Annotated in this window: 9 protein-coding genes, 1 tRNA gene and 1 CRISPR repeat array; of the genes, 7 read left to right on the top strand and 3 right to left on the bottom strand. The window is 52.7% G+C overall.

Going from position 1 to position 13,429, the window contains the following annotated elements:
• Positions 1–24: 24 nt before the first annotated feature.
• The 7 genes from clpA to cas6f all read left to right on the top strand — a co-directional run bounded on the left by clpA (position 25) and on the right by cas6f (position 11,269).
• Positions 25–2,301, top strand: coding sequence for an ATP-dependent Clp protease ATP-binding subunit ClpA (gene clpA, locus OGV67_RS11165; RefSeq protein ID WP_012133049.1), 2,277 nt, complete (start codon positions 25–27; stop codon positions 2,299–2,301).
• Between the two features lie 242 nt (positions 2,302–2,543).
• Positions 2,544–3,112: direct repeats of the CRISPR family, unit length 28 nt; unit sequence GTTCACTGCCGTACAGGCAGCTTAGAAA.
• A gap of 113 nt (positions 3,113–3,225) precedes the next feature.
• Entirely contained in the window at positions 3,226–4,203 is a 978-nt protein-coding gene (cas1f, locus tag OGV67_RS11160; protein ID WP_114848458.1) for a type I-F CRISPR-associated endonuclease Cas1f, read from the top strand.
• Positions 4,200–7,430, top strand: coding sequence for a type I-F CRISPR-associated helicase Cas3f (cas3f, locus tag OGV67_RS11155; protein WP_115614902.1), 3,231 nt, complete (start codon positions 4,200–4,202; stop codon positions 7,428–7,430). The genes cas1f and cas3f overlap by 4 nt, the downstream gene beginning before the upstream one ends.
• A 17-nt stretch (positions 7,431–7,447) precedes the next feature.
• On the top strand, positions 7,448–8,770 hold the full coding sequence (csy1, locus tag OGV67_RS11150) for a type I-F CRISPR-associated protein Csy1 (protein WP_115614901.1): 1,323 nt from the start codon (positions 7,448–7,450) through the stop codon (positions 8,768–8,770).
• Positions 8,758–9,693 (top strand): type I-F CRISPR-associated protein Csy2, encoded by a 936-nt coding sequence (csy2, locus tag OGV67_RS11145; protein ID WP_286465534.1) that lies wholly within the window; start codon positions 8,758–8,760, stop codon positions 9,691–9,693. The genes csy1 and csy2 overlap by 13 nt, the downstream gene beginning before the upstream one ends.
• Before the next feature lie 10 nt (positions 9,694–9,703).
• A complete protein-coding gene (gene csy3 / locus OGV67_RS11140) occupies positions 9,704–10,705 on the top strand; it encodes a type I-F CRISPR-associated protein Csy3 (RefSeq protein WP_049011448.1) in 1,002 nt (333 codons plus the stop codon).
• A gap of 9 nt (positions 10,706–10,714) precedes the next feature.
• Positions 10,715–11,269 (top strand): type I-F CRISPR-associated endoribonuclease Cas6/Csy4, encoded by a 555-nt coding sequence (gene cas6f, locus OGV67_RS11135; RefSeq protein ID WP_115614899.1) that lies wholly within the window; start codon positions 10,715–10,717, stop codon positions 11,267–11,269.
• A 261-nt stretch (positions 11,270–11,530) separates the two neighbouring features.
• Here the strand turns inward: cas6f and OGV67_RS11130 are convergent.
• From OGV67_RS11130 to OGV67_RS11120, 3 genes are all read right to left on the bottom strand, one after another.
• A tRNA-Ser gene (locus OGV67_RS11130) sits at positions 11,531–11,618 on the bottom strand.
• A gap of 147 nt (positions 11,619–11,765) precedes the next feature.
• A complete protein-coding gene (locus tag OGV67_RS11125; protein ID WP_012133047.1) occupies positions 11,766–12,443 on the bottom strand; it encodes an isochorismatase family protein in 678 nt (225 codons plus the stop codon).
• 21 nt (positions 12,444–12,464) lie between these two features.
• A complete protein-coding gene (locus tag OGV67_RS11120; protein ID WP_058668951.1) occupies positions 12,465–13,331 on the bottom strand; it encodes a pirin family protein in 867 nt (288 codons plus the stop codon).
• Positions 13,332–13,429 lie beyond the last annotated feature (98 nt).

Here is a 13,429-nt window from a genome sequence, read left to right as displayed (position 1 = left end):
GCGTAAAAATTGGGGGAGGTGCCTATGCTCAATCAAGAACTGGAACTCAGTTTAAACATGGCTTTCGCCAGAGCGCGCGAGCACCGACATGAGTTTATGACCGTCGAGCACTTGTTACTGGCGTTGCTCAGTAACCCATCGGCCCGCGAAGCGCTGGAAGCGTGCTCCGTGGATTTGGTGGCGCTCCGTCAGGAACTTGAAGCCTTCATTGAACAAACCACACCCGTACTGCCTGCCAGCGAAGAAGAGCGCGACACACAGCCGACGTTGAGTTTTCAGCGCGTGCTGCAACGTGCGGTCTTTCACGTTCAGTCCTCCGGGCGCAGTGAGGTAACTGGCGCGAATGTGCTGGTGGCTATCTTCAGCGAACAGGAATCCCAGGCGGCCTATCTGCTGCGTAAGCATGAAGTCAGCCGCCTCGACGTGGTGAACTTTATTTCTCATGGGACGCGAAAGGACGAGCCGAGTCAGTCTTCTGACCCCGGCAATCAGCCAAATAGCGAAGAACAAGTTGGCGGGGAGGAACGTATGGAGAACTTCACGACTAACCTTAACCAGCTTGCTCGCGTGGGCGGAATCGATCCGCTGATTGGTCGTGAAAAAGAGCTGGAGCGTGCCATTCAGGTGCTGTGTCGCCGCCGGAAAAATAACCCGCTGCTGGTGGGTGAGTCCGGCGTCGGTAAGACGGCGATTGCCGAAGGTCTGGCCTGGCGTATTGTCCAGGGCGATGTGCCGGAAGTGATGGCGGATTGCACCCTCTACTCGCTGGATATCGGCTCGCTGCTGGCGGGCACCAAGTATCGCGGCGATTTCGAAAAACGTTTTAAAGCGCTGCTCAAACAGCTGGAACAGGACACCAACAGCATCCTGTTTATTGATGAGATCCACACCATTATCGGTGCGGGTGCGGCGTCGGGCGGCCAGGTGGATGCCGCAAACCTGATTAAACCGCTGCTCTCCAGCGGTAAGATCCGCGTGATTGGTTCCACGACGTATCAGGAATTCAGCAATATTTTCGAGAAAGACCGCGCGTTAGCGCGTCGCTTCCAGAAAATTGATATCACTGAGCCGTCCGTGGATGAGACTGTGCAGATCATCAACGGCCTGAAACCGAAGTACGAAGCGCACCACGATGTTCGCTACACGGCGAAAGCGGTGCGTGCGGCGGTAGAGCTGGCGGTGAAATACATCAACGACCGTCATCTGCCGGATAAGGCGATTGACGTCATCGACGAAGCCGGTGCGCGTGCTCGTCTGATGCCGGTCAGCAAGCGCAAGAAAACCGTCAACGTGGCGGATATTGAGTCCGTGGTGGCGCGCATCGCGCGTATTCCTGAGAAGAGCGTCTCGCAGAGCGATCGCGATACGCTGAAAAACCTCGGCGACCGCCTGAAAATGCTGGTCTTCGGGCAGGATAAGGCAATTGAAGCGCTGACCGAAGCGATCAAAATGAGCCGTGCGGGTCTCGGTCATGAACATAAACCTGTCGGTTCGTTCCTGTTCGCGGGGCCTACCGGGGTAGGGAAAACCGAGGTAACGGTACAGCTCTCCAAAGCACTGGGTATTGAGCTGCTGCGGTTTGATATGTCCGAGTATATGGAACGCCACACCGTAAGCCGCCTGATCGGCGCGCCTCCGGGATATGTCGGTTTCGACCAGGGCGGTCTGCTGACCGATGCGGTTATCAAACATCCGCATGCAGTTCTGCTGCTGGATGAAATTGAGAAGGCGCATCCAGATGTCTTTAACCTGCTGTTGCAGGTGATGGACAACGGCACGCTGACGGACAACAACGGGCGTAAAGCGGATTTCCGCAACGTGGTGCTGGTGATGACCACCAACGCCGGTGTGCGTGAAACTGAGCGTAAATCGATTGGCCTCATCCATCAGGACAACAGTACGGACGCGATGGGTGAAATCAAGAAAGTGTTTACGCCGGAGTTCCGTAACCGTCTCGACAACATTATCTGGTTCGATCACCTGTCTACTGAAGTGATCCATCAGGTTGTCGATAAGTTTATTGTCGAGTTGCAGGTTCAACTGGATCAGAAAGGCGTTTCCCTGGAAGTGAGTCAGGAAGCGCGTGACTGGCTGGCTGAGAAAGGCTATGACCGCGCGATGGGCGCACGTCCAATGACGCGCGTCGTCCAGGACAACCTGAAAAAACCGTTGGCAAACGAGCTGCTGTTCGGTTCGCTGGTTGGCGGCGGCCAGGTGACCGTTGCTCTGGATAAAGAGAAAAATGAGCTGACGTATGGCTTCCAGAGTGCGCAAAAGCACAAACCGGAAGCCGCGCATTAATCTCGTAACCGGTAAAATCTGAACGCCAGTCGCGTTCAGATAAACTCGCTAAAATCCGTAATCTCTTTTGAGGTTACGGATTTTTTTTGCCGCCATACCCCGGATACCTGAAAACCCTTTTTTTGAGTGTTTTTTTAACGCTATGATTTTTATGTGTTTATATTAGGTGGCGATAAAAGGGTATTTAATCATTTCGTTGATATTTTTCTTTATTAACACCATGATAGCGACGAACAGCTTCAGTTCACTGCCGTACAGGCAGCTTAGAAATTGCCGATTATGTGCAATCCGGCGTACAGCATGTTCACTGCCGTACAGGCAGCTTAGAAAAAAGCCGGCAACGAAGAAACCAAAGTGGAGGCGTTCACTGCCGTACAGGCAGCTTAGAAAAAAAGGGTGGGCTCTTTTCCGCTCCTTTAAGGGTTCACTGCCGTACAGGCAGCTTAGAAAACACAGTGCTACCGACATCTCTTTCTTGGCTAGTTCACTGCCGTACAGGCAGCTTAGAAATCGGCGCTAACCATCCGGCCAACGGCCCGCTTGTTCACTGCCGTACAGGCAGCTTAGAAAGAAGACGTCACCGTTACGATCGGGAAGAACCTGTTCACTGCCGTACAGGCAGCTTAGAAACTCAACGTCAAGCGTACGGCCATCAGACCAGTAGTTCACTGCCGTACAGGCAGCTTAGAAACACCATTTTTCGAATATGTAACGGTCAGGCACGTTCACTGCCGTACAGGCAGCTTAGAAAGATTTGCGCCCCCGTATTGTCCAGCGCTTTATGTTCACTGCCGTACAGGCAGCTACCACACCACAAATGTAATTATTTATTTTGAAAGCTCTTTTGTTGATTTTTATCATTTCATCTGCCAGACCCTCATCAGTACTATCGATAACACATAAAATGACGGGGTTTAAATAGATATGTCTGCAAATTCAATTATGCCTTCGGATTTAAAAACCATTCTGCACTCTAAACGCGCCAATATATATTATCTTGAAAAATGCCGTGTGCAGGTAAATGGTGGGCGAGTTGAATACATTACGAGTGCAGGTAATGAATCATATTACTGGAATATTCCTGTCGCGAATACTACGGCGGTGATGCTGGGTATGGGCACGTCAGTGTCACAGGCGGCGATGCGGGAGTTCGCAAGGGCTGGCGTGATGGTTGGCTTCTGTGGCACTGATGGTACGCCGCTTTATTCCGCAAATGAAGTTGATATTGATGTGTCATGGCTGTCACCGCAAAGTGAATATCGACCGACTGAATATTTACAGCATTGGGTCTCTTTCTGGTTTAAAGAAGAAAAAAGACTGATTGCGGCAAAGATGTTTCAGAAAATAAGATTGCAGCAAATAGAAAAATATTGGTTAGCCCCATCATCGCAGAAAATATTTCAGCCAGACCGGGAACGATTAAATGATATTATCACGCGCGCGGATGCGTCTATGGCGCAAGCAGAGGATCATACTCATTTAATGCTCAAAGAGGCGCAATTAACAAAATCGCTGTATAAACTGGTGAGCCAGACCGTTGGATATGGCGATTTTACCCGAGCAAAACGGGGCGGTGGTCTGGATATGGCGAATCGGTTTCTGGATCAGGGTAATTATCTGGCATACGGATTAGCGGCTGTTGCGGCATGGGTTACAGGGCTCCCACACGGCCTGGCGGTTATGCACGGTAAAACGCGTCGCGGCGGCCTGGTCTTTGATTTGGCCGATCTTATCAAAGACGCGCTTGTCATGCCGCAAGCGTTTATCGCGGCAATGGAGGGGGAGGATGCACAGGCGTTCCGCCAGCGCTGTATTAATAGATTTCAGCAGTCTGATGCTTTAGATTTAATGATCACCACGCTTCAGGACACGGCGCGACAGTTGGCTGAGGATAGCGAATGAATGTGCTGATTATCTCTCGCTGCACCAAACGCGCTCGCGAGGAGAGTTGCCGTATACTCGATCAGTTTGCTGAGCGAACGGGAGACGCGGCCTGGCAAACCATCATCACCTTAGAAGGCGTTAACACGCTGCGCCGTTTATTACGGAAAACCGCAAGGCGTAATACTGCGGTTGCCTGCCACTGGTTGAAGAAAAACGGGCAAATGGAATTGCTATGGATTGTCGGCAATATACGTCGTTTTAATGCGCAAGGGCGTGTTCCTACCAACCGAACCACACAAACGCTTATCACGAACACCGATGAACATCGGTGGCGATGTGCGGAAAGCATTGCGCTGTTAGCAGCGATTGCGGGCTTGTTTCATGATTTTGGTAAGGCAGGGTTCTGTTTTCAGGAAAGCCTGACAAAAAAAACAGCTAAAAGTTATCAACCTTATCGCCATGAATGGGTTTCGGTACGCCTGTTTCAGGCGTTTGTCGGTGAGCAACATGATGAACAGTGGCTGGCAAAACTCGGTGAGTTGTCTGCGGATGACGACGCTGAACTTCTGGCCCGATTGCGCAAGGATAACCCCTGCTATTCTGATAGCCCTTTTCGTACGCTTCCACCGCTTGCCAGCGTCGTCGCCTGGCTGATTTTGTCTCATCACCGTCTTCCTGAAAACCTGCGCGGCGACAACGTGCTGGAGGGATGTCAGAGCTGGCTTGAAAATCAGCTTAATGCAGACTGGAACGCCGTGAATCATATAAAAGAAGGGTGGCGAGACGTCGATTTTCGTAATGTCTGGGTTTTTCCATCAGGTACGCCTGTACAAAGTCGCGTCTGGCGGGAGAAAGCACGTCAGATCTCCCGGCGCGCTAAGAATGCCGCGGCATTAAAACAGTGGGGACAGATGGATCAACTGTTCACGCTGCATATGGCGCGTTTTTGTCTGATGCTGGCCGATCACTTCTACTCTTCCAGCCATCCTCACCCAACGTGGCAAGATCCTGATTATTGTGTATGGGCAAACAGCGATCGGAAAAATGGCACGCTAAAACAACGGGTTGATGAGCATCTGACCGGTGTCGCGCATCACGCATTGCTTCTGGGGAGACAACTGGCGCGTGTGCGTTCGTCGCTTCCGGCGATTGCAAGGCATAAAGGTTTTCGTGAGCGTTCAGGTAATCCGCTTTATCACTGGCAAAATAAAGCCTGGGATGTAGCTGCCGCGCTGCGTGAGCGGAGTCGGGAAGAGGGTTTTTTCGGCGTCAATATGGCTTCGACGGGCTGCGGGAAGACGTTTGCCAATGCACGAATAATGTATGCGCTGGCTGATGAGCAGGAAGGCTGTCGCTTCACCGTGGCAATGGGGTTACGCACGCTGACGCTGCAAACCGGCGATGCGTTGCGTAATCGACTGAAGCTGGACGACGACGATCTGGCGGTACTGATTGGCTCGGGTGCGGTGAAACAGTTGTGGCAGAAGGAAAAAGAACCGGAACCAGACAGGGATAGCGCCTCGGCAAAGGCCTTGTCTGAAGAACAGCAATATGTTCATTATGAAGGCAGTGTGCAAACGGGGGCGCTGGAAAAATGGTTGAGCGGCGACAGGAAATTGTCGGCGTTAGTCAGTGCGCCTGTTTTAGTGACAACCCTCGATCATTTGATTTCGGCGACGGAAGGCGTGCGTGGCGGGAAGCAGCTACCGGCGATGTTGCGCTTGCTGACCAGCGATCTGGTGCTGGATGAACCTGATGATTTTGATATTGCCGATCTGCATGCCGTTTGCCGTCTGATGAACTGGGCCGGGATGCTGGGAACCCGCGTGCTGCTCTCGTCGGCAACGCTGCCGCCGGATCTTATCCAGGCAATGTTTGCCGCCTGGCTTGCCGGGCGCAAAGTATGGCAGGCGTCCTGCGGCGCGTCAGAGAAACCGATGAATATTTGCTGCGTATGGTTCGATGAAAAAGGCGCGAAGGTGGAGCACATCGCGGATGGACGCAGCTTTAGCATTGCGCATAAAACATTTGTTGAGCAGCGGGCGGCAATGCTGGCGGCAAAACCTCGTCTGCACTTTGGGCGTATTTCGCCCGTATCTCCGGCGTCGCCAGAGGTGAGCGATGTCATTACCTGCGTGGCCCGCGCCGTGCATACGGAAATGCAGGTTTTACATCACGCACATAAAGAGACGCATCCCGGTGGTAAGACCGTGTCATTGGGTTTAGTCCGGTTCGCGAATATCGATCCGCTGGTCGCTGTCGCAAAAGCGTTAATGGCGATCCCTTCGCCGCAGGATGTCTGTATCCATTATTGTGTCTACCATGCCCGACACCCGCTGGCGGTGCGTTCAGCCATCGAAAAATGTCTGGATAGCGCATTTACTCGCCATCAGCCCGATACGCTCTGGCAACATCCAGATATTGCAAAAGCTCTCAATCTCCGCCCGGAGAAGCATCACCTTTTTGTCGTGTTAGGGACTTCCGTCATGGAGGTTGGCAGGGACTGGGACAGCAGTTGGGGCATCATCGAACCCAGCTCTATGCGATCCATTATTCAGTTCGCCGGACGTATACAGCGCCATCGACGCGTCGTTCCAGAGAACGAAAACCTGGTGATTCTCAGCAGTAATATTAAAGCGCTGAGAAAGCGCTCTCCCGCGTTTTGTAAGCCGGGATTTGAAAATAAGGATCATCCATTAGCCAGTCACGATCTGCGTGAACTATTACCACCGCAGGATTATCAGACGATCACTGCATTGCCACGTATTTTGCCTGCAAATGGTGAAAATAAACTGGCGGAACTGGAGCACATGCGGCTCAGGGAAGAATTACTCAGCAGTAAGAGCCGGCAGATTATTGCCGCAAACTGGTGGCGTAAACCGCTCACCTGGAATGCCTGGCTACAGCGTAAGACACCGTTTCGTCAGTCGCAGCCGGAAGCCAGATTTTTTCTGCATATGGAAGAGGAAGAGAGCGAGCCTTATTTCGCATTTCATACTGAAAACGGCAACATCAAGGCTTCCGATAAATTTGTTCTTCAGGACGTTGAGTATGCAGAGGGAACAGACCGTTGGGGATGTACGGACTACCGCCAGGTGTTGCTGGCGTTGGCCGATGCCCAACAGACTGAGATTAACCGCGTAGGTGAAATTTTCGGTGAGATCAGCGTACCTGTAAATGAAGAGGATGTGACGAGCGACTGGCGTTACCACCCGTGGTTGGGTGTTTACAGGGATATTAATTAAGAACGTCGGGAGCAGTTATGACAACCGAAGCACTGACCCATTTTATTACCGATTACATTGCCTCGCGAAGGCAGCCAAAGCTGGAAGCCTTTGAAAAAGAGGCTGCAAAGCGACTGGCGCAGGGTGAAGATGCCAGTACCATCGCCCTGGAACGTCAGGCGCTTGAGGCACGCTATCAACCGCAAAATTGGTTGACGGATGCGGCAAGGCGAGCAGGGCAAATTAGCCTGGTGACGCATGCGGCTAAATTTACCCACGGGGATTCAAAAAGCAGCAGCATATATCGCGATACCGTGGGTGAAGAGGGGTATTTAAGCACTGCGTCGCTTAAGAGCCTCCCGACGGATGCCGTTGGAAACGCCGCCGCGCTTGACGTCGCGAAATTGCTGCAAACCGACGTCGAGGGTGACTCGCTGCTGGCCTGCCTGAAACGGGGTGAGCATCAACCGCTTCACGCCTTTGCTGAGAATGACGCTCAACTGACGCAGTGGGTGGAAGGGTTTAATCGTGCGTTAACGCCCACTCAGCTGGCATCGCATAAACTCGCTAAGCAGGTCTATTTCCCCGTAGGCAATGATTACCATCTGTTGTGTCCGTTGTTTGCTACCTCGCTGGCGCAGGTGTTGCATGAAAAACTCGTCGCATCTCGCTTTGGAGAAGAGGCGAAAGCGGCACGCGATGCGCACAAAGCGGGTAAATGGCATCCGCAGCCCGATGTTCGTTATCCAGACATGGCTGAAATGCATTTTGGCGGTACCAAGCCACAGAATATTTCTGCGTTGAACAGCGCGCGCGGTGGGCGTATCTGGCTGCTGCCGTCGCAGCCGCCTCAATGGCTGAATCTGGATAAAGCACCGCAAAATATGCGCAATCTCTTTGCGTTGCGCGGCGCGTTTAATCGGGCCGCGTCAGGTATTGTTTCCCGTATGGTGTTTCTGCTGAAAGAAAATACTGAGAAGAATAATCACGCTATTCGCAATGCGCGAGCAGCGTATGTTGATGAGCTTATCGACCTTCTTTTCATGCATGCCGCCACTTTCCAGCAGGCGTCCTGGCAAGGCTGGACGCGAAATAATACCGATCTCCCCCTCCATCAGCAGCTTTGGCTCGATCCCTGGCGCGGCCAGACGGATGAAACTTTCCGTCTTGAACGTGACAAAGATGACTGGCAAATAAGCGTTGCGGATGATTTCGCACGCTGGCTGAACTATCGGCTGAATAAGGCGTGTCTGGATGTGGGGCTTGTTGAGCGCCGGGAATGGCGGACGCAATCGCTGTTTCGCCAGCGGATGCGGGAAATGGAAGCGATTTTGCGGGAGGCGCTGAAATGCGTTATCTGATTTTATTGCCCCATATCCGTATTGAGAATGCGAATGCCGTTGCCGGGTTAACCTGGGGTTTTCCGGCGATAAGCCATTTCCTGGGGTACGTGCATGCGCTTTCCCGTAAAGTGCGCGCCACGCATGGCGTGCATTTTGATGGCTGCGCGGTGATCAGCCATCATTCTCATGTTCAGGCATATTCCTCAGGGCGTGACTATCAGTTTGCGCTTACGCGTAACCCTTTGACTAAAGAAGGGAAAACGGCCTCGTTCAATGAAGAAGGAAGAATGCACCTTACCGTCTCCCTGGTGATTGAGTGCAAGGGTGAAATCGTGAATGGCGAATACGGCAAAGAGGCGTTTTGTTCGCGGTTGAAAATGCTGTGTCAGAGTCAAAAGCTGGCGGGCGGAAGTATTGTCAGTCTGCGCGATCCGCAGGTATTTCCTGCGCCGGATGATGAAAAACAGCTCCGTCAGATCCTCTGGCGGCTGATGCCGGGTTTTGCTCTTTGCGACCGCAGCGAATGGCTGACAACGCATTATCACCAGCGTCGACAACAACAGCCGGAAAGCACATTACTGGATACCTGGTTAGATTTTGCCGCAATCCAGTACCGCGCTATACCACCGGAAGAGGGGGACAACGCTCAATGGGAATATCAGCCTAAGCCGATGCCTGGTTATCTGGTGCCGCTGATGTGCGGCTATCAGCGTATTTCTCCGCTTTATTCCCCCGGAGAGGTTGCCAGTGCGCGCGATAATTCGACGCCGTTTGCGTTTACCGAGGCGGTGTATGGCGTAGGAGAATGGCGTGGGTTGCATCGTGTTACGGATATTCAGCCGCTTCTCTGGCGCTACCGCACAACCGACACTGGCTACTATTGCTCTGCAATGCCTGTCGCAGACGACTTTACGTTTAACGAAGACGACGATTTAGAATAAGGACATGACTATGGCAAAGGCTCCTGTATCTGTAAAAACCGCTTCTGTACTGGCATTTGAGCGCAAACTCGCTACGTCCGATGCGATGATGTATGCGGGTAACTGGCAAAGCGATCATTGGCAACCGATTGAAATTCAGGAAAAGGCGGTTCGAGGAACGATTTCCAATCGGCTGAAAAATGCGATTTCCAGCGATCCGGCGAAGCTGGATGCGGAAATTCAAAAAGCAAACCTGCAACGTGTGGATATTGCGGCCTTACCGGCAGATGCCGACACCTTGAAAGTGGTGTTTACGCTGCGCGTATTGGGTAATTTATCTACGCCATCGGTATGTAATGATATGGCATACCAGGATGCGCTTCAGCAGGTTATTGATGGCTATATCAATGAGTATGGATTTGGTGAACTGGCACGCAGGTACGCCACGAATCTGGCGAACGGACGTTTCCTGTGGCGCAACCGCATTGGTGCTGAGCAGATCCAGGTGAATGTCGCGGCCAGTGGGCAGGAATGGATTTTTAACAGTCACAACTATTCCCTGCGTGAGTTTAAGCAGGAAGATGCTTCGCTGAGCCAACTGGCGGCGATAATCGAAAAAGGATTAAGCGGTCAGGAATGGGTCATGCTGACTGTCGAAGCGCAGGTGCGTCTGGGCGCCGGGCAGGAGGTTTTTCCTTCGCAGGAACTGGTGCTGGACAGTAACAGCAGTAAAAGCAGGGTGTTATACCAGGTCAGTGGTGTTGCGGGCATTCACTCGCAGAAAATCGGCAACGCTTTGCGTACCGTCGATACGTGGCACCCAAAAGTAGAAGAATTGGGCGCGATTGCGGTAGAACCCTATGGCTCAGTAACCAGTCGTGGCGTAGCGTGTCGCCAGCCGAAGGATAAAATGGATTTTTATACCTTACTGGATAACTGGGTCACTAAGGGTATGAAACCGGATGCCGCTCAGCAGCATTATGTGATGGCGGTACTGGTTCGCGGCGGCGTATTTGGTGAGAAAAGCGAATAAGGAGCGATGATGGATCACTATTTTGATCTCCGTGTCCTGCCAGACCCCGAATTTAATACTGAAATGCTGATGGCGGCGTTATTTGCCAAACTGCATCGTGCGTTAGGCGCAAGGGGAAAGGGGGATATTGGCGTTAGCTTCCCCCAGTTTGGCGTGACGCCAGGATCGTGCTTGCGTCTTCATGGTTCGTTATCGGCGTTACAGGAACTTGAGGCCGGTTCATGGCGTAAGGGGCTGAATGATTATTGCCAGTGTATGGCGATAACGCCTGTTCCGGCTGTAAAAGGCTGGCGCACGGTGAGTCGGGTGCAGGTGAAAAGCAGTCCGCAACGGTTATTGCGGCGTTCCGTCAGGAAGGGATGGTTGACGGAAGAGCAGGCGCAGCAGCGCCTGGTGGAGTCAACCGAACAGCATAGCGATTTGCCTTACCTGAACGTTAAAAGCTTGTCGAATCAGCAACAATTTCGGGTGTTTATTCGTCACGGCGAACTGCGTTCTGAACCTGTTAGCGGGACATTCACAAGCTATGGATTAAGTTCTACGGCGACCATTCCCTGGTTCTGAGAAGCCTGATGGCGCTTCGCTTATCAGGCCTACAGAGCGCCACTCGTAGGCCTGATAAGGCGTGTGCGCCGCCATCCGGCGATGTGCAACAGGTGAAAAAAAGCCCGTACTTTCGTACGTGCTCTTTTCTGAATATGGCGGTGAGGAGTCACTTCGTTTATCAGGCAACGTAGGCCGGATAAGGCGTGTGCGCCGCCATCCGGCGATGTGCAACAGGTGAAAAAAAAGCCCGTACTTTCGTACGAGCTCTTTTTCTGAATATGGCGGTGAGGGGGGGATTCGAACCCCCGATACGTTGCCGTATACACACTTTCCAGGCGTGCTCCTTCAGCCACTCGGACACCTCACCATATTGTATTGCTGCCTGACCGCTTGGGGGGCAACGGGGCGCTACTATAGGGAGTTGCGCCAAAACGGTCAAGCAGAATTTACGCTTTAATTATCGTTTGGTTACGCAATGAACATATTCCCTGCCCTGGGGGAGCAGGGAATACGATTAGCGCTGTGAATCCAGTATCTCACCGTTTTTCACCACTTCCTGCGCTTTGCTGTAACTCTCGATCAACAACTGATACGCCGGGAACACTTTAGTGTAAACCTCAGCCCACTCTGCTGCGTCTTCACGGTTCCAGGTGCCCTGCAACTCGGAAGCCACTGCGGCGGTATCCATCGGTACGACGCCAGCCTGAACAACGCGTGCCAGCGTGATTTCCTGGGCCATTTTGCTGTAGGTGCCGGAAGCATCAATAACAGCAAACACTTTATAACCTTCCGCGACTGCGCTAATCGCCGGGAATGCCATGCAAACGCTGGTAATCGTACCGGCGATAATCAGCGTCTTACGGCCGGTCGCTTTTACCGCCTGGACGAAATCAGCGTTATCCCAGGCGTTGATCTCGCCTTTACGGGCAATATACTGCGCGTGCGGTGCATTGGCGTGGATCTCCGGGATCAGCGGGCCGTTCGGTCCCTGCGGTACAGATGCCGTCGTAATGACCGGCATCTTCGACAAGGTTGCCATTTTGGCCAGCGCGGCCGCACGGGCGCGCAATTCAGGCATCGGCATATCGCCAACGGTCTGGAAAAGCCCGCTCTGGTGGTCGATTAACAGCATAACGGAATCGTTAACGTCAATTACCGGGCGCAAACCATTAAAATTAGCAGGACTGGACATATTGTGTACTCCTCAATGTTTTCAGATTTGGCCAAAACGGCCGGAGTTGAAATCGCGTACGGCTTCTGCGATTTCTTGTTTTGTGTTCATGACAAATGGGCCGTAACCGACAATGGGTTCATTCAGCGGCTCGCCCGACAACAGCAGAACGCTGGCATCGCTACTGGCTTCGAGATACAGGTTTTCACCTTCCTGGCTTAACACCACCAGTTGCGCTTCATTTACCGGTGTTGTGCCATTCACCGTAATACTTCCTTTCAGGACGACCAGCGCGGTGCTCCACCCTTCAGCGACGGGCAGCGTAAGATGACGATCGCGTTGCAGGCGCATATCCCAGACATTCAACGGCGAGAAGGTATGCGCCGGGCCTTTCACATCCTGATAGCGGCCCGCAATAATGCGCGCGGTTCCGGCTTCGTCAGGCAGCGTTACGGCAGGGATGAGATCGCTGCTGATGCTTTGATAACCCGGCACCGCCATTTTGTCTTTCGCGGGCAGGTTCACCCACAGTTGCACCATTTCCAGCTCGCCTCCCTGTTGGGTAAAGGCTGAAGAATGAAACTCTTCATGCAAAATGCCTGCGCCTGCGGTCATCCACTGCACATCGCCAGGGCCGATGACGCCGCCGCGGCCTGTTGAATCGCGGTGCTCAACTTCGCCGCTGTAAACAATCGTGACGGTTTCAAAGCCGCGATGCGGGTGTTCTCCCACTCCACGTTTTTCGTTTTCGGCGCCAGGGGCAAAGGTATGCGGCCCGGCATAGTCCAGCAGCAGGAACGGACTTAACTGCTCTGCATGGGACTGATAAGAGAATAGCGAACGAACCGGAAATCCATCGCCAACCCAATGCGGGCGAGGTGCGGTATAGACGCCTGTAATCTGTTTCATGGTGGTCTCCTCGGTGGCGTTGTCTTGATGTAAATAAGCTTATATCTATGACAATGATCTGAGTAGTCGCTAAAATAGACTTTACCGTTCTATAAACA

This window comes from Citrobacter sp. CK188, from assembly GCF_030333525.1.
GTDB classification, from domain to species: Bacteria; Pseudomonadota; Gammaproteobacteria; order Enterobacterales; family Enterobacteriaceae; genus Citrobacter_B; species Citrobacter_B koseri.
The sequence above is the reverse complement of the archived record's forward strand: the minus strand, read 5'-3'. Positions and strand labels throughout refer to the sequence as shown.